The organism is Enterobacter sp. FW301-JW81 (assembly GCF_058788735.1).
This window is the reverse complement of sequence record NZ_JBYTBA010000006.1, coordinates 171,077-192,245: the sequence shown is the minus strand read 5'-3', so window position 1 is coordinate 192,245 and position 21,169 is coordinate 171,077. Positions and strand designations below refer to the sequence as shown.

The following is a 21,169-nucleotide window of genomic DNA, read 5'->3' as shown; positions in this document are numbered from 1 at the left end:
GGTTACCCAGCGTACTGCATAGTGGCCCACCACTCGGCATCGGCTTCGATCTCGCCCTGCGCGTTGACGTGGGGGTAAGGCAATTTTTTCTGCTTCGCAACGCGAGCCAGCACCGGATAACCACCTTCAAACAGCAGGCGCTGCTGTTCATCTTCCGGCAGCATGCTGTTGCTGCGCTCGTACATCCCGGCGTTCTGACGCTGGCGCTGCGCTTCATACAGAATGAGCGCGGAGGCCACGGAGACGTTGAGAGACTGGACCATGCCGGTCATCGGAATGATGATGTCCCGATCCGCCAGAGCAAGCGCTTCCTGGGTGATCCCGGTTTTCTCCTGGCCCATCAGAATACAGGTCGGGCGGGTGTAGTCGATCTCGCGGAAATCTACGGCTTTAGCGGAAAGGTGGGTCGCAAGGATCTGCATCCCGCGCCCTTTCAGGTGCGAAACGGCTTCACCAATGGTGTGATGATTTTTGACAGACACCCAGCTGTTGCTGCCTGCCGCCGCCGAGACCGTATTTCGCATACGGCCGTCCGGCCAGACGGCGTGCACTTCATGCACGCCGACGGCATCTGCGGTACGGACGATAGCAGAGACGTTATGAGGTTTATGGACCTGCTCCATGCAGACCGTCAGGTCAGGCTGACGCCTGTCGAGCATGTCGCATATACGCGCGTAACGTTGTGAATTCATACCACTAGTTTCGGTTACGGGTGACTTTAATCACGTCCGGCATGACGCGGATCTTGCGCATAATATTCGCCAGATGCACGCGGTCGCGGGCGGTCAGACGAATAAAGGCGCTATAAACGCGGCCATCTTTTTCTTCCGTATTCAGGCTTTGAATATTGGAAGACGCCGTGTTGATCGCTGCCGTCAGGTTCGCCAGAGCACCCTGGTGGTTGAACATATCCACCTTAATTTCGGTGATAAATTCCTGCGCGGTCTCTTTATCCCACTCAACCGCCATAAACTTCTCGGCTTCTTTCTGATAGCCGCGGATGTTACGACAGGATTCATGGTGGATAACCAGCCCTTTGCCCGGGCTGACGTGCGCAATAATCGGGTCGCCAGGGATGGGGCGGCAACATTTTGCGAACGTGATAAGCACGCCATCCGCGCCTTTAATCGGCAGGTGTCCGTGGCTTTGTGTCGTGGCAGGTACGGCTGTCGTGTCGCCCTGCTGCAGGTTCTTCGCCACCACCACGCTCATGGCGTTGCCGAGGCCAATTTCAGCCAGCAGATCGTCAAGCGAGGCGAGCTTCATGCGCTCCAGCTCACGCTGGACGTTCTCCTGCGGGATTTCGGCCAGCTTGCGGCTGCCGCCCAACGCGTGGTTGAGCAGACGACGCCCGAGGCTAACGGAATCATCACGCTTGAGGTTTTTCAACAGCTGACGAATTTTGGCGCGTGCTTTAGAGCTCACGACAAAGTTCAGCCAAGCCGCGTTCGGACGTGCACCCGGCGCGGTAATGATTTCCACCGTCTGGCCGCTGGAGAGCGGCTGAGACAGCGGATAAGGTTGTCTGTCGACGCGAGCGCCCACGCAGGCATGCCCGATGTCGGTATGCACGGCGTAAGCGAAGTCGACCGGCGTCGCGCCCGCAGGCAGTTCGACAATACGGCCTTCTGGGGTGAAAACGTAAATCTCATCCGGGAAGAGATCGGACTTCACGCTCTCGATAAATTCAAACGAGCTGCCCGCACTCTGCTGAAGCTCCAGCAGGCTTTGCATCCAGCGCTGGGCGCGGATTTGTGCGGTCGTGCTGCTTTCGCCACCGTGCTCTTTATAGGCCCAATGCGCGGCAACACCCATCTCCGCCATCTGGTCCATGTCTTCGGTGCGAATTTGCACTTCAACCGGCACGCCGTGTGGCCCGATCATCGAGGTGTGCAAAGATTGATAGCCGTTCGCTTTTGGAATGGCGATGTAATCTTTCATCCGACCAGGACGCGGTTTATACAGGCTGTGCATCTGCCCCAGCACGCGATAGCACGTGTCGGCGTCGTGGACGATCACGCGGAACGCGTAGATATCCATGATCGAGTGAAAACGCTGCTCTTTGAGCACCATTTTACAGTAAATGGAGTACAGGTGTTTTTCGCGACCGCTGACGCGGCACGGGATCCCCGCTTCCTGCAAGCGCCCTTCAATCTCAGAGAGGATCTTCTGAATCATCTCTTTACGGTTACCGCGTGCGGCTTTCACCACCTCTTTAATCACGCGATAGCGGTTCGGGTACAGCGCTTCAAAACCCAGCTCTTCCAGCTCGGTTTTAATGTGATGAATACCTAAACGGTGCGCCAGCGGACTGTAGATTTCGAGGGTTTCACGGGCAATGCGGCGCCGTTTGTCCGGGCGAAGTGAGCCCAGCGTGCGCATGTTGTGGGTACGGTCAGCGAGTTTGATGAGAATGACGCGGATATCCTGCACCATCGCCATAATCATCTTGCGGAAGTTTTCGGCTTGCGCCTCTTTCTTGTCGCGGAAATTCAGCTTATCAAGCTTAGAGACCCCTTCCACCAGTTCGGCAACGCTTTTGCCAAACAGCTGTTCCATGTCCTGGTAAGTGGCAGGGGTATCTTCAATCACGTCGTGCAGCAGAGCGGCCATCAGCGTTTCGTGGTCGAGTTTCATCTCGGCCAGAATACAGGCCACCGCTACCGGGTGCGTGATATAGGGTTCACCGCTTGAACGTGTCTGGCCCTCGTGAGCGTCACGTGCAACGAGATACGCCTGCTGAAGACGCTTAATCTGGTCTTCAGGCAGGTAGGTTTGAATCAGTTGATTCAGGCTTTCAAACAGATACAAGGGCGACCCGCAGGTTTAATTAACGACGACCTTCAGCAATAGCGGTTACGGCCTGCAGTTCTGCGGCTTCCTGCTCTTGCTGCTCCTGGCGCTCACGCACGTCGAGGATCTGGTTGTTAATCAGACCTTCTTCGATTTCGCGAAGTGCAATAACGGTGGTTTTATCGTTTTCTTCCGGTACCAGCGGATCTTTACCGCCTACCTGCATCTGACGAGCGCGACGCGCGGCGACCAGCACCAGGTCAAAACGGTTACCAATTTTCTCTACAGCGTCCTGAACAGTTACGCGTGCCATACTTAAAATGCTCCACAGGTGAAGAAATGACTGGGCATGATACTGAAAGTGGGTTCAGTCTGCCAACAGTTTGGTGATTAATGCGTCATGTCGCTGCTTCTGGCGGCTCATACGCAGACGTTCTGCGCGAAGAATGGTTTTGAGATCGCTCAGCGCGGCATCAAAATCATCATTCACAATAAGGTAATCATATTCCGCGTAATGGCTCATTTCTGCAACAGCCTGTTCCATACGCTTTGCGATCACTTCTTCGCTGTCCTGACCGCGGCCACGCAGGCGGCGATCCAGCTCATCTTTCGATGGCGGTAAAATAAAGATACTGCGCGAGTCAGGCATTTTCTTGCGAATTTGCTGTGCGCCCTGCCAGTCGATATCCAGGAACACATTTACGCCCGTGGCCAGAACCTGCTCAATGGTTTCACGCGAGGTGCCGTAGTAATTACCGAAAACTTCAGCGTGTTCAAGAAACGCGTCTCTGCCGATCATCGCTCTGAACTCGTCGTGATCTACAAAGAAATAGTGTTCACCGTGCACTTCACCCGGACGCGGTACTCGCGTGGTGTGAGAAACAGAAACCTGTGTGTCGTACAACGGTTGGGTTTTTAACAGTGCCTGAATAAGGCTGGATTTACCCGCGCCACTAGGGGCCGAAACAATATAAAGCGTGCCTTGAGCCATGAGAGTCTTTTGTATGTGTTAGCGAAGAAGTCCTACATACGGGCTTATTATACACGTCACCGCCGTGTGACGTAGCCTTTGTCACACTTTTTCCCCTGGATTATTGAATTTTGCGTACCGTTTTCAGGTTTTATCTGTGGTTTACAGCAACAAAAAGAAATACCGGATAGCACCTCGCACGGTGAAACGTTGTCGTTAGCGTTGTTTTAGACATCGCGGTATATCTCCTGCAACACAAAGGAGGGGTAGCGATGTGGCGATGGATTAGCGGGTTAATGCTGTTGTGGTGTGGCTATGGCGCGGCAGTGTGTCCGGTGTGGTCGCAGGCCAAAGCAGAGAAAGAAATCGCGTCGTTAAGCGCGCAAATCAAACGCTGGGATGAGGCTTACTGGAAGCAGGGCGTGAGCGAGGTCAATGACGAGGTTTATGACCAGCTTAACGGGCGGCTAACGCAGTGGCAGCGCTGCTTTGGTACGGATCTTCCTGAGGACACCCTTCCTGCGCTGACGGGCAACGTAAAACACCCTGTCGCCCATACGGGAGTTCATAAAGCTGCCAGCAAAGAAGCACTTGCCCAGTGGATGCGCGGCCGGGGCAATCTCTGGATGCAGCCTAAAGTCGACGGCGTAGCGGTAACTCTGGTGTATCGCGACGGAAAGCTAACTCAGGCCATTAGCCGTGGAAATGGGCTAAAAGGCGAGGACTGGACTGCGCAAGCGCGTTTAATTCCTTCAGTGCCCCAAGAGGTGTCCGGCTTGCTGGCAAACAGCGTCCTGCAGGGCGAGCTTTTTTGGTTGCGTGACAACCACATTCAGCGGCAGATGGGTGGCATGAATGCGCGCGCAAAAGTAGCGGGTGCGATGATGCGACAAAAGGACAACACGCTTCTGAGCCAGACAGGGATATTTATCTGGGCCTGGCCGGACGGGCCGAAAGGAATGCAGAACCGGTTATCTGAGCTTTCCAGGGCCGGATTCTCTCTGACGGCACGCTATACCCTGCCGGTTGAAACCGTTGATGCCGTCGAAAAACAGCGTTCGGCATGGCAAAACACCGTATTACCCTTTGCCACGGATGGCATTGTGGTCCGGTCAGCAGACGCCCCTTCGGGTGAAAATTGGTTGCCCGGAGAAGGCAACTGGGTCGTCGCGTGGAAATATCCTCCTGCAGCACGGGTCGCTGAGGTCAGCGATATTCATTTTACCGTGGGGCGAACGGGCAAAATTTCCGTTGTTGCGGCACTGGAGCCTATGCAGCTGGATGATAAACAGGTGCAGCGGGTGAGTCTGGGCTCGGTGGGGCGCTGGCAGAGGCTGGATATTGCCCCGGGCGATCAGATACAGGTCAGCCTGGCCGGGCAGGGTATCCCCCGGTTCGATAGGGTGGTCTGGCGAGGGGCAGACAGGCATAAACCCGTGCCTCCGGACTCGCGTTATCATGCTCTTAGCTGTTTTTATGCCTCACCGGCGTGCATGGAGCAGTTCTTTGCCAGGCTGACGTGGATCAGCTCAAAGCAGGTATTCAATATTGAAGGATTAGGCGAGTCAGGATGGCGAACCCTCTGGCAGGCGCATCGTTTTGAACATCTCTTCTCATGGCTGTTATTAACCCAGTCTCAACTGCAGGCTACACCGGGGTTTTCTTCAGCACGCGGGCTGGCGCTCTGGCATCGATTTAATCTGGTGCGCGAGCAGCCATTTATCCGCTGGCTCATGGCACTCGGCGTTCCGCTGACGCAGGCTTCACTGAGGGCGTTGGGAGACATATCGTGGCAGGAGATGAGCGGGCGTAACGCAAAGGACTGGCAGACCTTGCCGGGAACGGGAGAAGAGAAGGCCAGGCAAATTGTTAACTGGATACACGCGCCAGAAATTGATGTGCTGGTCAGGTGGCTTGCTCAGCAGCACATCAACGGGTTCTGAAATCAGTGTGCGCTGTGTTTGTAATGAAAAACGGGAAGCCCGAGCTTCAGACGCAGCGCAAGCATGCGGGCAGTAAAGCCAAACAGCAGCGTGGAGATGACCACCACATCCTGGTTAGAAACGTAATGCTGCAGGGCAATATAGAGCACCGCTGCAGCAAAAGAGATACCCGCATACAGCTCTTTCTGGAAGACCAGGGGAATGCGTTTGCAGAACATATCCCGCAGCACACCACCGAACACCCCCGTGACCACGGCAGCAATGGTGGCGATGACCGGCCCTTCACCCATATCGAGCGCGATTTGCGCGCCGATTATCGAAAAGACGATCAGCCCCAGCGCATCAAGCACCAGGAACAGGCGGCGCAGGTGGGGCATAACGGGTGCCACAATGGTGGTTAATACGGCAGCCGTCGCCACGATAATCACATACTCAGGGTGTTTAACCCAGCCGAGTGGGTAATGGCCCAGTAGGATATCGCGCACGGAACCGCCGCCCAGCGCGGTTGCTGTGGCAATAATGATCACGCCAAAGGTGTCCATCCGGCGACGCCCGGCGGCCAGTGCGCCGGTCATGGCTTCTGCGGTGATACCAATAATATAAAGAATGTGAAGCAGCATATACCCTCCGGTGTGAACGCGAGGAGGTTAGCGATTTGTGCGCAAGATCACGATTGAAATTTTCTAAGGCGAGCCATTTTGGATAAATTTAGTTAATGAATTTATCTGAGCGCCATGTGTGATAATTCGTTGTTTGCTAAAATAAATTGCCTTTCTTTTAAGGTGCGTTGACGACGTTTTCGGTGCAGTGATGGATTATAAAAAGTAATCTTTTATGCGCGAAAGATTTTTTTATAACAATATACTCGATAATAAATTTAATAGATAAACAATTAATAAGAGTTGGCTACAATAAAAACGATTCCTTAATAATTTATCATGTGAATTATTTATAACCTTTTATTGCAATGAAAATATCTTTTAGACAAAATATGCGCCCTTTTTGATTAAAAAACATCCTACATGATTAAGTGTCTGATTAAGTTATTTATTATTACAGCGGCATTAACCAGCACCAGCGTTTTTGCCGTCAATTGCCAGCGCGCCGCAACGCCGCTGCAGAATACAATTTGTAATAATGCCAATCTGCACTGGCTGGATGACACCATGACGAACGTCTACCGGGCGATGCTGGTTTATCGTGATGCCGGTCAGGTGCATCAGGAGTTTGAGGCATGGGAGAAGTCGCTCAGTGAGTGTGCCTCGGACGACTGTATTGAGCGCGCTTACTACACCGGCATCAGCAGGATTGCTGACGTGCCGTCTGACTTCTCCTGGGAGGGGCGCTGGTGGAATACCAGTGCCGCCAACGTCAGCGGCGGTGTGATCCAGTTCAGCCACAGTGCGGACTGGTCAATCATTGCTGATATTCGTATCTGGGCGGGATTGAATAAAGATGAATTCACCGCAGAGGCCCGAAAATTAAACGGTATGGTGCTGATCGATAATATGGTCGACAGCAAGCATTGTAAGGTGCTGTTTATTCCGCGGATAAGCGGCGCCATCCAGGCATACAGCAATGCGGACTGGGGTTGCCGTCTGTTAATGCCCAGCGGCGCGTTTATTGATGGCCGTTATGTGAAGTCTGACCAGGATCCGCGGCCAAAAGCGACCCTGCAGTCGCTGGAGATCTTCCGGGATGCGAAGGTAGACGAACGCTTTCGCGCGCTGGTGGGTGACGAATACCAAAAGTTTGTAGATACCGCCAATATTTATATCTATCAGGACGATATTGATAACATCGGCGCAACGGTCGTATCAATGTGGGTTCGCGGCGCCGCCAATACGCGTACGGCGATTATTATGTACACCGCTAACGACATCTGGGCGGCGCGGATTGAGCCTGACGATAAGGGCAAGCTGGCGTTTTCCTACTTCAGTACCCAGGGTAACGATACGGCTAAAATGCCGCGTACCCTGGCGGAATGGAAATTGCGCTACCTGTCTCAATAAATCAGGCGAGCGTGCCCACCACGTTAAGATCGGCATCATCCGGCACTTCATTGTAGGAAAGCACGTGTAGTCCGCTGGCGAACAGCCTTCCGTAGCGCGAGATGACCGGCCGCAGCTGTGGCGTAACCAGCAGCAGCGGCGGCAAGCCTTTCGCTTTCATCTGCTCATAAATCATCGGCATCGTATTTTGCAGCTGGGTCAGGATATTCGGGTCAACCGGGAAGCTGTCCAGCGCCACTTTTCCTGCCTGCTGCGCCTGGTTGAGCGCGTTCAGCAGCATGTTTTCCAGCTGGCTATCGATGGTGTAGGCCGCCAGCTGCGGACGATCGCCGTTGATGCTGTGGACGATAGCGCGACGCAGCGCGTAGCGCACATCTGAGGTGAGCAGTATCGGATCTTTTGTCACCGCCGAACTTTCAAGCAGCGTTGACGCGATGGTGACGATATCCTTGAGCGACACCTGCTCCAGCAGCAGCTGACGGTAAACCCGCAGCAGCTGGCTATAGTTGAGCGCGGCGCTTAAATCTTCTGCCAGCTTCGGTGCCTGCTGTGCCAGGCGGGCATGAAGATGGGTAATGTCGTCGTAGTTAAACAGCTCCGGCAGATGTTCGCGGGCGACTTTATTAATATGGGTTGCCACCACGCTGGCGCAATCCACCACCTGATAGCCAAGGTTCAGCGCCTTCGCTTTCTGCTCCGGGTCAATCCATACGATCGCCATCCCGTAGGCGGGGTCGGTGTCCAGCACCCCGTCGATTTCACCGTACAGCTCGGTGCCGGGGATTGCCATCAGCTTGTCGGCGTTAACGTCCCCCAGCGCCGTGCGGATGCCGTTGATATGAATGGCGTACTGCGCGGGCTTGAGGCGGAAGTTCTCGCGAATGCGAATTTCAGGCAATAGCACGCCGCATAGCTCAGAGATTACCTGGCGCACCCCGCGCACGCGCAGCGACAGCGGGCTGCCCCGTGATTCATCAACCATGGAGACCAGCTTATAGCCCAGGTTCAGGCCTATCGGCTCTACCAGCGGAATGCTGTCCCAGGTAATCGGCGGGTTGGCGTCAGGTGCCAGCGCGTCGTTGATGGCCTCCATGTCCGTCTCTTGCGGCGCAGGCTGCACCGCCTTGCTTTGTCGCCAGGCGGCAAACAGCAGCAGAGCGGTAAAGCTCAGGAAGGCAATGTGCGGCATACCCGGCACGATCGCGAGGATAAACATCACGAATGCGGCAGTGTACAGCACCCTCGGTTTGGACAGCAGCTGGCTTTTAATTTCGTCGCTGATGTCGTTACCTTCACTGACGCGGGTAACGATGATGGCGGCGGCGGTGGCCAGCAGCAGCGACGGGATCTGGGCGACCAGGCCGTCACCAATCGTCAGCAGGACGTACTGGCGAAACGCGTGGCTGGCATCCAGATCGTATTTAAAGATGCCGATACAGATACCGCCAATCACGTTGATGATCAGCACCATGATGCCGGCGATGGCGTCGCCGCGCACAAACTTTGAGGCACCGTCCATCGCGCCGTAGAAGTCTGCTTCCTTCGCCACTTCCTGACGACGCGCGCGCGCCTGTTGCTGATTGATGAGCCCCGCATTCATATCGGCGTCGATCGCCATCTGCTTGCCCGGCAGCGCGTCCAGCGTAAAGCGCGCGGAGACTTCTGAAATACGTTCCGCCCCTTTGGTGACCACCACAAAGTTAATGATCATCAGGATGATAAACACCACGAAGCCGACGACGAAGTCGCCGCCGATCACCACCTGGCCGAAGGCTTCAATGACCTTACCGGCCGCCCCCTCACCCAGATGACCGTTCAGCAACACGACGCGCGTCGAGGCCACGTTCAGCGTCAGGCGCATCAGCGTGGTGATCAGCAGCAGGGTCGGGAAAACGGCAAAATCCAGCGGACGCTGCATGTTTACCGCCACCAGCAGCACGATGACCGCCAGCACGATATTGAATGTAAACAGGATGTCCAGCATCAGCGGCGATAGCGGTAGGATAACCATCGCCAGCACGCAGAGAAGCAGGACAGGTACCGCAACTTGCCCCTTGCGGAGCACGCCCAGCACGTTGTGCAACTTACTGTTCGCCATTGGCTTTTAATACCTCTTGAGGAATATCAATGTGCCTGTTCAGGCGGGGTTTTTGCTCAACGCGACCCTCGCGCCAGGATTTGAGCTGCATGACGTAGGTCAGCACGTGAGCGATGGCGCGAAACAGCTGCGCCGGAATTTGTTGATTAACGCGGGTGGTGTAGTACACCGCGCGCGCCAGCGGCGGGAATTCCACCACTTCGATGCTGTGGCTGGCGCCCACTTCACGGATCCACAGCGCCACGTCGTCTATGCCTTTCGCAACGATATACGGCGCTTCCGCCTTCTGCGGGTCGTACTTCAGCGCCACCGCGTAGTGGGTTGGGTTAGTGATGATGACGTCGGCGGTGGGTACGGTTCGCGAGATCTGCCCCATCGCCATCTGGCGCTGTAGCTGGCGAATGCGCCCTTTAATCTGCGGATTACCGTCGTTGTTTTTGTACTCTTCTTTCACCTCCTGCTTGGTCATGCGCATCTTTTTGGTGAACATATACTTGCTCAGCGGCACGTCAAGCAGGGCGAAAATAACGATAACGGCGACGAAGTAGCTGACAACGTGATGGAAAATAGAAAAACCGTGCGTAATCGCCTGGTTCAGGTAGAGCCGCTGCAGGTGCAGAAGATCGCCCATCTGGCTATGTACCATCGTGTAAAGCACGGCGAGGATGGTCGCGCATTTGAGCAGCATTTTGCCGACTTCCGTGTAATGGCTGGCGGAAAAAACGCGCTTGATGCCGCTTATCGGGCTGAGCTTTTTAAAGTCCGGCTTGATCTTCGTCGGGGTAAATAACCAGCCGCCCGGCACCAGGCTGGCCATGATGCAGGCCAGGGAAATCGGGGTTAACGTAGCGATAAAGCGCAGCAGCACGCTCAGGTTGAGCATCAGGAACTGGTTCAGAATGGTGGGGTTATCAAGGTCCTGCGCCATCGTGCCGGCGGCGGCGAACGACTCGCCGATCAGCTGCCGGTAATAGGGCAAAAACGTCGCCAGAGTGAAAAAGGACGCCACCAGCCCGACGGCCATGGTTAGATCTTTTGAACGGGGGATATCCCCCTTTTCCCGCGCTTTGCGCAGCTTCCCGGGGGTGGGTTTTTCGCTTTTATCGCCGCTTGAGGCCATCACTGCACCCTTATGGCGTCAAGTTTCGCCAGGATTTCATTGGTCAGATTGAGGTAGTGATCCGGAATGTTGGTCACCAGCATTGAAATACACAGCAGCCCAAACAGCATGCTGATAGGGAACCCGAGCGAGAACAGGTTCAGCGTCGGGGAGACCCGGTTAAGCAGGCCGAAGCCGCCCTGAACGATCAGCATCACGAAGGTGGTCGGCAGCGCAATCAGCGTTGCGGAGGCCATAATCCAGCCCAGACCCTGAACGACCAGCATGAGCGACGGCTGGTTAATGGCCTGCCCGATGGGCCAGTAGCTGAAACCCTTGAACAGAATGGTCACCAGCAGCAAATGCCCGTCCATAATGAAAAACAGCAGGCCGCAGAAGATATAGATAATCTGAGAGATAACCGTAGTGGAGCTGCCGTTGACCGGGTCGTTCATCATCGCCATCCCGAGCCCCATGTTCATCGACAGAATATGCCCGGCCGTTTGCAGCGCGACGAACACCAGCTGCAGCGCGGTGGCGAAGATAAACCCCCACAGCAGCTGTTCACCAATCAGCAAAATACTGCGCAGGGAAATCAGTTCGTTAAGTACCACGTTATGCGGCAGCATCGGCGTAATGATGATGGCCAGCGCCAGCGCGGTGCCGATTTTGATGCGCCGGGAAAAGACGCGGTTATCGAGCACCGGCGCAAACTGTAAAAAGGCGAGGATGCGGAAGAAGGGCAGCACCAGTGCCATGACCGGCGTCCACAGCGCCTGAATATCGATTCCCATGACGCCTTAGCCCACCAGTGCCGCCGCCTGATGAAAAATCTGGACGGTGAAATCCACCAGCTGCGTCAGCATCCATTTTCCGGCGAATATCAGTACGCCCAGCGTCACGACCAGGCGCGGCAGGAAGCTCAGCGTCTGTTCGTTAATCTGCGTGGTGGCCTGGAAAATACTGACGCACAGGCCGACGATAAGGCTGGGAATAATCGCAACGGCGGAGATCACCAGCACCAGATGAATACCGGAGGCCATGATGTCGCCCGCCGTGTCCATGTTCATCATCGCTACAATCCCTGCACGCTGGAGGTGAGCGTACCAACGATCAGCGTCCAGCCGTCGCACAGCACGAACAGCATCAGCTTAAACGGCAGCGAGACGATGAGTGGCGACAGCATCATCATCCCCATTGCCATCAGAATACTGGCGACAATCAGGTCGATAACCAGGAAGGGGATGTAGATCATAAAGCCAATCTGGAAGGCTGTTTTTAGCTCGCTCAGCAGATAGGCCGGGGTGACGATGGTCAGATCCTGCTCGCGGGCATCGCCTTCCACCCCGGCGATGGTCATGACCTGCGCCAACGCTTTAGTGTTGGTTTGCGCCAGCATGTACTTTTTCAGCGGCGCTTCGGCGTTGACCAGCGCCTGTTTCAGGGTGATCTGGTCATTCTGGAACGGCTCGACGGCGTCGGCATAAATCGTTGTCCATACCGGACGCATCACCAGCAGCGTTAGCGCCAGCGCAATGCCGGTAAGAATTTTGTTGGGCGGACTCTGTTGCAGACCCAGCGCCTGACGCAGGATCGCCAGTACGATGATAAAGCGGGTGAAACAGGTCATCATCAGCACCATGATCGGCAGCAGGCCGAGCAGGGTCATCAGGATCAGGATTTCAATTTTGACGTTGTAATCCTGCCCGGCGCCGTTCGCCGTGGTGCTGAACAGCGTAATGTCACCGTTCGCCGCCAGTACCGACGGGGCAAACAGCAGGCTGGCCAGAAGCAGCAGCGAGCAGCCGCTGCGGTAAAACGTGCGGTTCATCGGGTGAGCTCGCCCAGTTCTTTTGCGTTGAACTCGATAATGCGCAGGCCGTATTTGTCGTTCAGGACGACCACTTCCGCTTTGCCGAAGGGAATGCCGTTCACTTTGATATCCAGCGGCTCGCCGGCCATTTTGTCCAGCTCAATCACGGAATCGCTGTTTACCGACATCAGCTCGGCCAGCGAGATATCCACGGAGGACACTTCCAGGGTCAGCGTCACCGGAATACGGCTGAACAGCGCCATGCGGCGTTCGTCGGTTTGCGGCGCATGACGAATTTCAGGCTGCATATCGAGGCGGATATTGCCTTCAACGGTCTCTTCCTGCGGCATATCGCTCAGGTTCAGGTCGTCCAGATCCAGAGACTGGCTCAGCTCATGTTGCAAATCACTCATATTACTTCTCGGTTGTCTTGTCGTGGATATCGCATAAGAAAAGCTTGCTGCGATCTTCGGCGATTGCGGCTTCAAAAATCTGTTCTTTACCGATAAACACCGGTACCGGTTCATTTAACGCGATGGGAATGATGTCCCCGGGTTTGATGTCGGCAATCTGGGCAACGGTCAGGTTAAGGCTGGCGAGGCGGCCGGTCAGCTTCAGCGGCAGGCTGTCGAACAGGCGTTCAATCTGCGCCGGGCTTAAGCTCATGCTCTGCTCAACGGCCCGAGCGCTGCCGTCCGGCGCGCGCAGCGTCGCCAGCATCTGGTCGACATGATGATTGTCGAGCAGCACGGTGAAACTGCCGTGGCTATACCCGGCCAGGGTAAAGGTGATGCCCCAGACCCACTGATTAATGACCGAGGAATAATCAACCCTGATATCCAGCTCTTCGCCAAACGTTTCTTTGCAAATAATCAGCGACGTGAGTTCTTGCCCCAGCTTGCTTTTAAGGCGCTCTTCCGTTTTGGTTACCGGTAAAGATTCATCAGGCGCTATATGGTTGGTGTCTTTACTCAGCCCATAATAATCATGTAGGACGTTGAGTAATAAAATACGGTCAATAACAAAGCCAATATTCCCGTAAGGCGTAGAGAATATTTGCGCATTCTTATAATGCTTATCAATGACAAACGTCATGGATTCTAACGCGGCGTTGACCCGTAATTTTTTCAGAAAGTAAATGCTCAGGCGTGCATCCAGGATATCAAAGCTATCATTCATTAATTTAGGTAGCTTATGCCATGGGCGGCCGAGTTTACTGACATCAAGTTTAACCAGTTCAGGAAGGTTATTCTGCTGGTGGATTCTGATTCGTTCTGAAGCAGGGTACATGATTATTCCGCTTTAATAACAATTCCTGGTGTGACAATAACGCGAGGATGACGACCGTTGCGACTCATCACGAAAATTTTTTCTGCATGCATTTGAGTTTTGAAAACGTTGTGACGCTTATCACTGGCATCGAAGGATCGTTGCCTGTCGAAAGCCAAATGCCTTTTTATTCAGGCTGAGGATTAGACCTTTCTCTTCTTTTTAATGCAAGGCGTTGACGGTTATTAATCAATTATTTTTCCGGTAAAAGGTTGATTAATAACTACGCTAACCAATTGAATCATAAAGATTGATGTTTTAATATGCATTAAAGATAAGACAATTCTTAGACGATACGTATACTAGGCAACATATTTTCCAGGAAGATTCCTTTCCTCGCGATAATAAATTAGGTTTTAATTTTTATTAACATTATTTAAACGTTTTCCATTATTCAGCAGACAATGGATAAACGGTCGTGGATGTTAATAAAGATGTAGCGAGTTATTCTTTTTTAGTTCTTTTAATGGTACTCCAGCATGAGCATTATCATTGAACGTGAAGACCGTAATGGAGAGGGCTTTATTGCCGCCTCCCCTGCCAGCGTGGGTGTGATGTCATTAGCCCGCCGCGTTGCTAAATATAATGTATCAGTATTGGTCACCGGCGAGACGGGAACAGGAAAAGAGTGTATTGCTAAATATATTCATGAACATGCCTGCACCCGCGGTGCGCCGTATGTTGGCGTTAATTGTGCGGCGATCCCGGAAAGCATGCTGGAAGCCATTTTATTTGGCTACGAAAAAGGGGCATTTACGGGCGCGGTCGCCAGCGTGGCCGGAAAATTTGAGCAGGCCAACGGCGGAACGTTACTTCTGGATGAAATTGGCGATATGCCGCTGTCACTGCAGGCAAAATTATTACGCGTCTTGCAGGAGCAGGAAGTCGAACGACTGGGAAGCCACAAGCGTATTCCGCTCGATATTCGTCTGATTGCCTCAACCAATAAAGATCTGCAGCAGGAAATTGCGGAAGGGCGTTTTCGCCAGGATCTGTTTTACCGTATTTCCGTGGTGCCTATTCATATCACGCCGCTGCGCGAGCGCAAGCAGGATATTTTGCCGCTGGTTCAGCAATTTATTGCGAAATACCGCGCCTTTCACAAAGGCGACGTGCGTCTGAGCGACGACGCACGTAACGCGCTGCTGAGCTATGACTGGCCGGGCAACGTGCGTGAGCTGGAGAACGTAATTCAGCGGGGCATGATCCTCGGCAACGGTGACGAAATCAAAGCCGCCGATCTTGGCCTGGCGGCGCGCGTACCGCTGCCGGAAAACCCGGCAGTCGGCATGATGCCCGCCTACCGGGAGCAGGACAGCAGCTCTGCCATTCGCGACGTCAAGCTGCATGGCCGCATGGCGGAGTACCAGTACATCATCGACCTGTTAAAACGCCATAAAGGCAACAAATCGAAAACGGCGGCGTTCCTGGGCATTACCCCTCGCGCGCTGCGCTATCGCCTTGCGTCGATGCGCGACGAAGGCATTGATATTGAATGTTATTCCTGAGGCAAGAAGGAACGAATCATGGACAAAATAGCTGCCGCAGGTATTAACACCGCGCAACAGGCGCTGCTGGAACGTATGCAGCGCACGGCCTCGCTGGCGTCTGCCGGTGCGGTAAACCTCTCCCCGACGATAGCGCCAGCGAATGACGCGTTTACCCGTACGGACCCGGTCTCTTTCTCGCGGGTGCTGAACAGCGCCATCGACAACGTCGATGCGTTGCAGCACAGCGCCAGCGCAAAGCAAACCGCGATCGATTTGGGACAAAGCGACGATTTAGCCGGTGCCATGATTGAGAGCCAGAAAGCCAGCGTGGCCTTTTCGGCCATGATGCAGGTGCGCAATAAGCTCAATAGCGCGCTGGACGAAGTGATGAATATTTCGCTGTAAGGTTTGTACCGTGTTAAACAAAATCAAAGCTCGTCTCCCCGCGCTCTCTCTGCCCTCTGGCGTCAACAACCGCAAACTGCTGGCGATTGCCGGCGGCGCGGCGCTGGCGCTCGGGATCGTCGCCTCGCTGTGGAACCACAATCAGGGTTACGTTGCCCTTTACGGCACCCAGGAACAGATCCCGGTTTCACAGGTGGTGGAGGTACTGGGCGCGGAAAATATTGCCTACCGCGTTAACCCAGATAACGGCCAGATTCTGGTCAGCGAAAGCAAACTACCGCAGGCACGCATGGCGCTGGCGGCAAAAGGCATCAGCGCCGCGACGCCGGACGGCTACGAGCTGATGGATAAAGAAGAGATGCTCGGCAGCAGCCAGTTCATCCAGAACGTGCGCTACAAGCGCAGCCTGGAAGGTGAGCTGGCGAAAAGCATTATGGCGCTCGATCCCGTGGAACACGCCCGCGTGCATCTTGGCCTGAGCGAGTCCAGCTCGTTCGTCCTGACCAACAAACCGAGCAGCAGCGCGTCGGTGATCGTGCAGCTGCGCTACGGCAAACGGCTGGATGACCAGCAGGTGGCCTCTATTGTGCAGCTGGTTTCCGGTTCGGTGCCGGGCATGGCCCCAGGCAGCGTTCGCGTGGTCGATCAGGCGGGCAACCTGCTTTCAGACGGTATTGAAGGCCCGGATGGAAAACTCACGGGGTCGCGCGCCGGCAACGACGTCGTGCAGCGCATTCGCGAAGATACCCGCAAGAACATCACCACGCTGCTGACCTCCCTGGTGGGCGAGGGGAACTTCCGCATCAGCGTTGCGCCGACCGTGGACTTAAGCCGCGTGGAGGAGACGCAGGAGCGGCTGGGCAAAGACCCGCGCGTGAGCGACGAGCAGATAAGCCAGGAAAACAGCACCAACGAAATGGCGTTTGGTATTCCCGGCTCGTTAAGTAACCGCCCGGTGAATCAGAACCCGCAGGCGGCCGCAGCTCAGGCCACCGGCCAGGCAGCGCCTGCCGCCGCGGCTAACACCAGCACGACCACCAGCGATCCTCGCTCCCTGAGCAACCGCAGCCAGGAGCAGCGCAAGTATGCGTTCGACCGCGATATCCGTCATATCCGCTATCCCGGTTATAAGCTGGAGAAGCTGAGCGTGGCCGTGGCGCTTAATCAGACCGCCCCCGCGCTGGCAAAAATCACCCCCGAACAGTTGACCTCTATTACCCGCCTGGTGGAAAGCGCCGCCGGGATCGATAAACAGCGCGGTGATGCGTTAACGCTGGACGTGCTGGCCTTTAGCGCGCCTCAGAGCGACGGCCCGCTGGCCGAAAAATGGTGGAAGGATCCGGATATGCAGTACTGGGGGCAGAACGGCGGTATTGGCCTGCTGCTTCTGCTGACGCTGTTCTTCGGCGTCCGCCCGCTGGCTCAGCGTATGGGGCGCCGCGAGCGCGTCGTGAAAGACGTCGCACAGGACGACGCGGCGCTGCTGACGGACGAGGCGTATGTGGCTGAAAACGGGCTTTCCACGCTGTCGAAAGCGGGCTTCAACAATAATGACGATTTGCTGCCGCCGCAAAGCTCTGGCCTGGAAACCAAAGTCGAGTATCTCCAGGTTCTGGCCCAGAGCGAAACGGAGCGGGTAGCAGAAGTTCTGAAACAATGGATTAACAGCAATGACCGAAGCAATAGCAAACCGGACCAGTAACGCCAAAGGGCGTAGCCGCCTGGAGCAGGCGGCGATCTTGCTGATGAGCGTGGGCGAAGAAGCGGCTGCGCAGGTGATGCAGAAACTCACCCGCGAAGAGGTGGTGCTGCTTAGCGAAACCATGGCGCGCCTGCACGACGTGAAGGTCAGCCACGCGCGCCAGGCGATGAACAACTTCTTTTCCGACTACAGCGAGCAGAGCGGCATCAACGGCGCGTCGCGCTCCTACCTGCGCAGCATTCTGGAAAAAGCGCTGGGCGGTGAAATTGCCCGCAGCGTGATAAACGGTATTTATGGCGACGAGATCCGCTACCGCATGGCGCGCCTGCAGTGGGTCGATATTCCCCAGCTGGCCGCGCTGATTGAGCAAGAGCACCTGCAGCTGCAGGCGGTTTTTCTGGCCTTCCTGCCGCCGGACATTGCCGCCAGCGTGCTGAGCGTGCTGCCGCGCGAGCGGCAGGATGAAATTATCTACCGCGTCGCCCGCCTGGACGACGTGAACCGCGACGTGATCGACGAGCTGGATCGCCTGATCGACCGCGGCATCGCGGTGCTCTCTGAGCATGGCTCAAAGGTGGCGGGCATCAAGCACGCGGCCAATATCGTCAACCGTATTCCCTCCAATCAGCAGCAGCTGCTGGAGCAGCTGCGCGAGCGCGATGAAAGCGTTGTCGACGATCTGCAGGACGAAATGTACGAATTCTTTATTCTCAGCCGCCAGACGCCAGCCACGCTGCAGCGCCTGATGGACGAAGTGCCGATCGAAGAGTGGGCCGTGGCGCTGAAGGGGACCGAGCCGGTGCTGCGTCAGGCCATTTTCAACGTGATGCCGAAGCGCCAGGTGACCTTGCTGCAAAGCACCACCAGCCGCATGGGGCCTGTGCCGGTCAGCCGTATTGAGCAGGTGCGAAAAGAGATCATGCAGACCCTGCGCCAGCTGGTGGAAGAGGGCGAGATCCAGGTGCAGCTCTTCGCAGAACAGACGGTGGAATAACCATGTTCAAGAAAAGGAGCCCCGCGCTGGAGGCGCTGACCTCCCGACGCCAGGCGGTGGTTAAGCCGCGTCTGCATAAATTCCCGCCGTTACGCAAACGCTGGGCGGCATCGCAGGCGTCGGCCGAGGGCGATGCAGCGGTTATGCAGGACCCGGGTGAGCATCAGCGGCAGATGGAAGAAGGCTTCCGCGACGGTATGAACCGCGGCTTTGCGCAGGGAATGGAAGAGGGCAAGCAGGAAGGCTACCAGGAAGGGGCACGACTCGGCTTTGACGAGGGGATGCGTAAAGGGCTGGCGGAAGGCAAACAGCAGGCTCGCCAGCAGTTTCTGGAGGCCGCCGCGCCGTTTGAACGTATGACCGCCGACGTTCAGCGTTTCCTCGAGAGCTATGAACAGCGTCGCCGTGAAGAGTTAATGCAGCTGGTGGAGAAAGTGACCCGCCAGGTGATCCGCTGCGAGCTGGCGCTGCAACCGACCCAGTTGCTCGCGCTGGTGGACGAGGCGCTGACCAGCCTGCCGCAGCCGCCGGAGCAGATCCGCGTGGTGCTGAACAGCGAAGAGTTCCGCCGCATCAGCGAAGCGGAGCCGGAAAAAGCCCGGGAGTGGGGGCTGAGCGCCGATCCGGCGCTGGAGCCGGGGGAATGCCGCGTGATCACCGATACCATCGAAATCGATGTGGGTTGTCAGCACCGGCTCGACCAGTGCGTGGCGGTGCTGAAGGACAACCTGCTGCCGGACGCGACCCATGAGCAGCCTTGATTTCGAACAGGCGTTACGCTCCATCGAAGAGATTGACCTGGCGCGCGTCGCCGGGCGTCTGGTGCGGGTGAACGGCATTCTGCTGGAGTGCGTGGGCTGTCGGCTGGCGATCGGCCAGCTGTGCCACGTCGAAAGCATCGATCAAGAGATGATGGACGCGCAGGTGGTGGGGTTTGACCGTGAGGTCACCTACCTGATGCCGTTTAAACAGCCGTCCGGGCTGATTGCCGGGGCGCGCGTTTTTCCCGCCGGTAAAAGCGAGGGCGTGATGATTGGCGACCAGTGGCTTGGGCGCGTCGTTAACGGCCTCGGTGAACCGCTGGACGATAAGGGCAAACTGGCCGGCGACACGCTGCTGCCGCAGCAGCTGCCGCAGATCCACCCGCTGCGCCGACAGCCGGTGGAGACGCCGCTGGACGTGGGCGTGCGGGCGATTAACGGCCTGCTGACCGTCGGTAAAGGCCAGCGCGTGGGGCTGATGGCGGGCAGCGGCGTGGGTAAAAGCGTGCTGCTGGGGATGATTACCCGCTACACCCAGGCCGAGGTGGTGGTCGTGGGGCTGATTGGCGAGCGCGGGCGCGAAGTTAAAGAGTTTATTGAGAATTCGTTGCAGGCCGAGGGCCTGGCGAAATCGGTGATTGTCGCCGCACCGGCGGATGAATCACCCCTGATGCGCATCAAGGCCACCGAGCTGTGCCACACCATCGCCAGCTATTACCGCGACAAGGGCAAAGACGTTTTGCTGCTGGTGGACTCCCTGACCCGCTACGCCATGGCCCAGCGCGAGATTGCCCTTTCGCTGGGGGAACCGCCCGCAACCAAAGGTTATCCGCCTTCTGCGTTCAGCATGATCCCCCGCCTGGTGGAGAGTGCCGGTAACAGCGGGAGTAACGGTTCGATGACGGCGATTTATACCGTGCTGGCAGAGGGTGACGATCAGCAGGATCCCATCGTCGACTGCGCGCGTGCGGTGCTCGACGGCCACATCGTGCTGTCGCGCCACCTGGCGGAGGCCGGTCACTATCCGGCCATCGACATCGGCCAGTCTATCAGCCGCTGCATGAGCCAGGTGACGACGCGCGAGCATCAGCTGGCCGCGCGCACCCTGAAACAGCTGTACGCCGAATACCAGAATATTAAGCCACTGATTCCGCTGGGCGGCTATGTGGCCGGCGCCGATCCGCTGGCGGATAAAGCTGTACGCCTTTCGCCGGCCATCATGCACTTCTTACAGCAGGAAGTGCACGACGCGGCGCTGATTGAGGCCACCGTAACTGACTTACGCGCGCTGGCGCAGGCAGGATAACGACCATGAGCAAACTCATTTCTACCCTGGAACAGCTGCAGCAAATGCGCACCCGCGCCGTGGACGATCTTACGCTGAAGTTGGCCTCGCAAAAGCAGCTCTGTCAGCGCTTTGAGAAGAACATTGATGCGCTGACCACGCTGGCATCGGACACGATGATGCAGAGCGCGAACAGCGCCGCGATGATGATCAACCAGTCAAAATATAAGCAAAATATTCAGCGGGTTATCGACTGGCAGAAGCAAGAGCAGGCGCTGGCCTCACTCGAAGCGGAAAAGATCCAGGGTAACCTGCTGGCCGAAGCAAAGCGGGAAAAAAGCCTGGCGATCGTGCTGGATGCTAAACGCAGCGACCGACGGATGGAGATAGCCCGTCGAGAACAAAAAATGACCGATTCTGTTTCTGTTCAGTGCTGGCTTCGCCAACGGCAGGCCGCCGCTCGCCAACGATAAAC

Annotated in this window: 21 protein-coding genes; 9 read left to right on the top strand and 12 right to left on the bottom strand. The window is 56.1% G+C overall.

Annotation, left to right across the window (positions count from 1 at the left end; genetic code table 11):
• Positions 1–2 precede the first annotated feature (2 nt).
• From trmH to gmk, 4 genes are read right to left on the bottom strand one after another with little or no spacing between them, the layout of a single operon-like run.
• Positions 3–692 carry a tRNA (guanosine(18)-2'-O)-methyltransferase TrmH gene (gene trmH / locus AC3WOK_RS18870; RefSeq protein ID WP_492354957.1) on the bottom strand — a complete coding sequence of 230 codons (690 nt, stop codon included), beginning with the start codon at positions 690–692 and terminating at the stop codon, positions 3–5.
• A gap of 4 nt (positions 693–696) precedes the next feature.
• On the bottom strand, positions 697–2,811 hold the full coding sequence (gene spoT / locus AC3WOK_RS18865; RefSeq protein WP_492354956.1) for a bifunctional GTP diphosphokinase/guanosine-3',5'-bis pyrophosphate 3'-pyrophosphohydrolase: 2,115 nt from the start codon (positions 2,809–2,811) through the stop codon (positions 697–699).
• Between the two features lie 19 nt (positions 2,812–2,830).
• A complete protein-coding gene (rpoZ, locus tag AC3WOK_RS18860) occupies positions 2,831–3,106 on the bottom strand; it encodes a DNA-directed RNA polymerase subunit omega (RefSeq protein WP_000135058.1) in 276 nt (91 codons plus the stop codon).
• 54 nt (positions 3,107–3,160) lie between these two features.
• Positions 3,161–3,784: a guanylate kinase gene (gmk, locus tag AC3WOK_RS18855; RefSeq protein ID WP_059310324.1), complete on the bottom strand. Its 624-nt coding sequence runs from the start codon at positions 3,782–3,784 to the stop codon at positions 3,161–3,163.
• A gap of 251 nt (positions 3,785–4,035) precedes the next feature.
• Here gmk and ligB point away from each other — a divergent pair, with 251 nt between their 5' ends.
• Positions 4,036–5,706, top strand: coding sequence for an NAD-dependent DNA ligase LigB (gene ligB, locus AC3WOK_RS18850; protein ID WP_492354955.1), 1,671 nt, complete (start codon positions 4,036–4,038; stop codon positions 5,704–5,706).
• 2 nt (positions 5,707–5,708) lie between these two features.
• Here ligB and AC3WOK_RS18845 read toward each other — a convergent pair whose 3' ends face one another.
• Entirely contained in the window at positions 5,709–6,326 is a 618-nt protein-coding gene (locus AC3WOK_RS18845; RefSeq protein ID WP_492354954.1) for a trimeric intracellular cation channel family protein, read from the bottom strand.
• A 546-nt stretch (positions 6,327–6,872) separates the two neighbouring features.
• Between AC3WOK_RS18845 and AC3WOK_RS18840 the strand changes: the two genes are divergently transcribed.
• Positions 6,873–7,718, top strand: a complete 846-nt coding sequence (locus AC3WOK_RS18840) for a lysozyme inhibitor LprI family protein (protein WP_429055378.1) — start codon at positions 6,873–6,875, stop codon at positions 7,716–7,718.
• Position 7,719: 1 nt separating this feature from the next.
• Here the strand turns inward: AC3WOK_RS18840 and AC3WOK_RS18835 are convergent, their stop codons facing one another.
• The 7 genes from AC3WOK_RS18835 to AC3WOK_RS18805 are packed head-to-tail and all read right to left on the bottom strand — an operon-like array spanning position 7,720 to position 13,907.
• Positions 7,720–9,816, bottom strand: a complete 2,097-nt coding sequence (locus AC3WOK_RS18835; RefSeq protein WP_059310329.1) for a flagellar biosynthesis protein FlhA — start codon at positions 9,814–9,816, stop codon at positions 7,720–7,722.
• Entirely contained in the window at positions 9,803–10,939 is a 1,137-nt protein-coding gene (flhB, locus tag AC3WOK_RS18830; RefSeq protein ID WP_492354953.1) for a flagellar biosynthesis protein FlhB, read from the bottom strand. Before flhB ends, AC3WOK_RS18835 begins: the two co-directional genes overlap by 14 nt.
• Positions 10,936–11,709 (bottom strand): flagellar biosynthetic protein FliR, encoded by a 774-nt coding sequence (fliR, locus tag AC3WOK_RS18825; protein ID WP_063957939.1) that lies wholly within the window; start codon positions 11,707–11,709, stop codon positions 10,936–10,938. Before fliR ends, flhB begins: the two co-directional genes overlap by 4 nt.
• A gap of 6 nt (positions 11,710–11,715) precedes the next feature.
• Positions 11,716–11,988 (bottom strand): flagellar biosynthesis protein FliQ, encoded by a 273-nt coding sequence (fliQ, locus tag AC3WOK_RS18820; protein WP_047347521.1) that lies wholly within the window; start codon positions 11,986–11,988, stop codon positions 11,716–11,718.
• A 2-nt stretch (positions 11,989–11,990) separates the two neighbouring features.
• Positions 11,991–12,746, bottom strand: a complete 756-nt coding sequence (fliP, locus tag AC3WOK_RS18815) for a flagellar type III secretion system pore protein FliP (RefSeq protein WP_492354952.1) — start codon at positions 12,744–12,746, stop codon at positions 11,991–11,993.
• Positions 12,743–13,141, bottom strand: coding sequence for a flagellar motor switch protein FliN (gene fliN, locus AC3WOK_RS18810; protein ID WP_047347523.1), 399 nt, complete (start codon positions 13,139–13,141; stop codon positions 12,743–12,745). Before fliN ends, fliP begins: the two co-directional genes overlap by 4 nt.
• Before the next feature lies 1 nt (position 13,142).
• A complete protein-coding gene (locus AC3WOK_RS18805; protein WP_235836456.1) occupies positions 13,143–13,907 on the bottom strand; it encodes a FliM/FliN family flagellar motor switch protein in 765 nt (254 codons plus the stop codon).
• A gap of 629 nt (positions 13,908–14,536) precedes the next feature.
• Between AC3WOK_RS18805 and AC3WOK_RS18800 the strand changes: the two genes are divergently transcribed.
• From AC3WOK_RS18800 to fliJ, 7 genes are read left to right on the top strand one after another with little or no spacing between them, the layout of a single operon-like run.
• Positions 14,537–15,565 (top strand): sigma-54 interaction domain-containing protein, encoded by a 1,029-nt coding sequence (locus AC3WOK_RS18800; RefSeq protein WP_059310334.1) that lies wholly within the window; start codon positions 14,537–14,539, stop codon positions 15,563–15,565.
• A gap of 18 nt (positions 15,566–15,583) precedes the next feature.
• Complete coding sequence (gene fliE, locus AC3WOK_RS18795) at positions 15,584–15,952, top strand: flagellar hook-basal body complex protein FliE (RefSeq protein ID WP_492354951.1); 369 nt, start codon at positions 15,584–15,586, stop codon at positions 15,950–15,952.
• A gap of 10 nt (positions 15,953–15,962) precedes the next feature.
• The gene (gene fliF / locus AC3WOK_RS18790; RefSeq protein WP_492354950.1) at positions 15,963–17,654 is read left to right on the top strand and encodes a flagellar basal-body MS-ring/collar protein FliF; all 1,692 of its coding nucleotides are present in this window, start codon (positions 15,963–15,965) and stop codon (positions 17,652–17,654) included.
• Complete coding sequence (locus AC3WOK_RS18785) at positions 17,623–18,648, top strand: flagellar motor switch protein FliG (protein WP_047347528.1); 1,026 nt, start codon at positions 17,623–17,625, stop codon at positions 18,646–18,648. The genes fliF and AC3WOK_RS18785 overlap by 32 nt, the downstream gene beginning before the upstream one ends.
• Positions 18,649–18,650: 2 nt before the next feature.
• Positions 18,651–19,409, top strand: coding sequence for a flagellar assembly protein FliH (gene fliH, locus AC3WOK_RS18780; RefSeq protein ID WP_492354949.1), 759 nt, complete (start codon positions 18,651–18,653; stop codon positions 19,407–19,409).
• Complete coding sequence (gene fliI / locus AC3WOK_RS18775) at positions 19,396–20,715, top strand: flagellar protein export ATPase FliI (RefSeq protein WP_063430828.1); 1,320 nt, start codon at positions 19,396–19,398, stop codon at positions 20,713–20,715. Before fliH ends, fliI begins: the two co-directional genes overlap by 14 nt.
• Before the next feature lie 5 nt (positions 20,716–20,720).
• The gene (fliJ, locus tag AC3WOK_RS18770; protein WP_047347531.1) at positions 20,721–21,167 is read left to right on the top strand and encodes a flagellar export protein FliJ; all 447 of its coding nucleotides are present in this window, start codon (positions 20,721–20,723) and stop codon (positions 21,165–21,167) included.
• Positions 21,168–21,169 lie beyond the last annotated feature (2 nt).

Bases quoted from the DNA above. Each gene is read 5' to 3' on its own strand.
- trmH (WP_492354957.1), bottom strand. From the start codon at position 692: ATGAATTCACAACGTTACGCGCGTATATGCGACATGCTCGACAGGCGT.
- rpoZ (WP_000135058.1), bottom strand. From the start codon at position 3,106: ATGGCACGCGTAACTGTTCAGGACGCTGTAGAGAAAATTGGTAACCGT.
- gmk (WP_059310324.1), bottom strand. From the start codon at position 3,784: ATGGCTCAAGGCACGCTTTATATTGTTTCGGCCCCTAGTGGCGCGGGT.
- ligB (WP_492354955.1), top strand. From the start codon at position 4,036: ATGTGGCGATGGATTAGCGGGTTAATGCTGTTGTGGTGTGGCTATGGC.
- AC3WOK_RS18845 (WP_492354954.1), bottom strand. From the start codon at position 6,326: ATGCTGCTTCACATTCTTTATATTATTGGTATCACCGCAGAAGCCATG.
- AC3WOK_RS18840 (WP_429055378.1), top strand. From the start codon at position 6,873: ATGACGAACGTCTACCGGGCGATGCTGGTTTATCGTGATGCCGGTCAG.
- AC3WOK_RS18835 (WP_059310329.1), bottom strand. From the start codon at position 9,816: ATGGCGAACAGTAAGTTGCACAACGTGCTGGGCGTGCTCCGCAAGGGG.
- fliR (WP_063957939.1), bottom strand. From the start codon at position 11,709: ATGGGAATCGATATTCAGGCGCTGTGGACGCCGGTCATGGCACTGGTG.
- fliQ (WP_047347521.1), bottom strand. From the start codon at position 11,988: ATGATGAACATGGACACGGCGGGCGACATCATGGCCTCCGGTATTCAT.
- fliP (WP_492354952.1), bottom strand. From the start codon at position 12,746: ATGAACCGCACGTTTTACCGCAGCGGCTGCTCGCTGCTGCTTCTGGCC.
- fliN (WP_047347523.1), bottom strand. From the start codon at position 13,141: ATGAGTGATTTGCAACATGAGCTGAGCCAGTCTCTGGATCTGGACGAC.
- AC3WOK_RS18805 (WP_235836456.1), bottom strand. From the start codon at position 13,907: ATGAATGATAGCTTTGATATCCTGGATGCACGCCTGAGCATTTACTTT.
- AC3WOK_RS18800 (WP_059310334.1), top strand. From the start codon at position 14,537: ATGAGCATTATCATTGAACGTGAAGACCGTAATGGAGAGGGCTTTATT.
- fliE (WP_492354951.1), top strand. From the start codon at position 15,584: ATGGACAAAATAGCTGCCGCAGGTATTAACACCGCGCAACAGGCGCTG.
- AC3WOK_RS18785 (WP_047347528.1), top strand. From the start codon at position 17,623: ATGACCGAAGCAATAGCAAACCGGACCAGTAACGCCAAAGGGCGTAGC.
- fliH (WP_492354949.1), top strand. From the start codon at position 18,651: ATGTTCAAGAAAAGGAGCCCCGCGCTGGAGGCGCTGACCTCCCGACGC.
- fliI (WP_063430828.1), top strand. From the start codon at position 19,396: ATGAGCAGCCTTGATTTCGAACAGGCGTTACGCTCCATCGAAGAGATT.
- fliJ (WP_047347531.1), top strand. From the start codon at position 20,721: ATGAGCAAACTCATTTCTACCCTGGAACAGCTGCAGCAAATGCGCACC.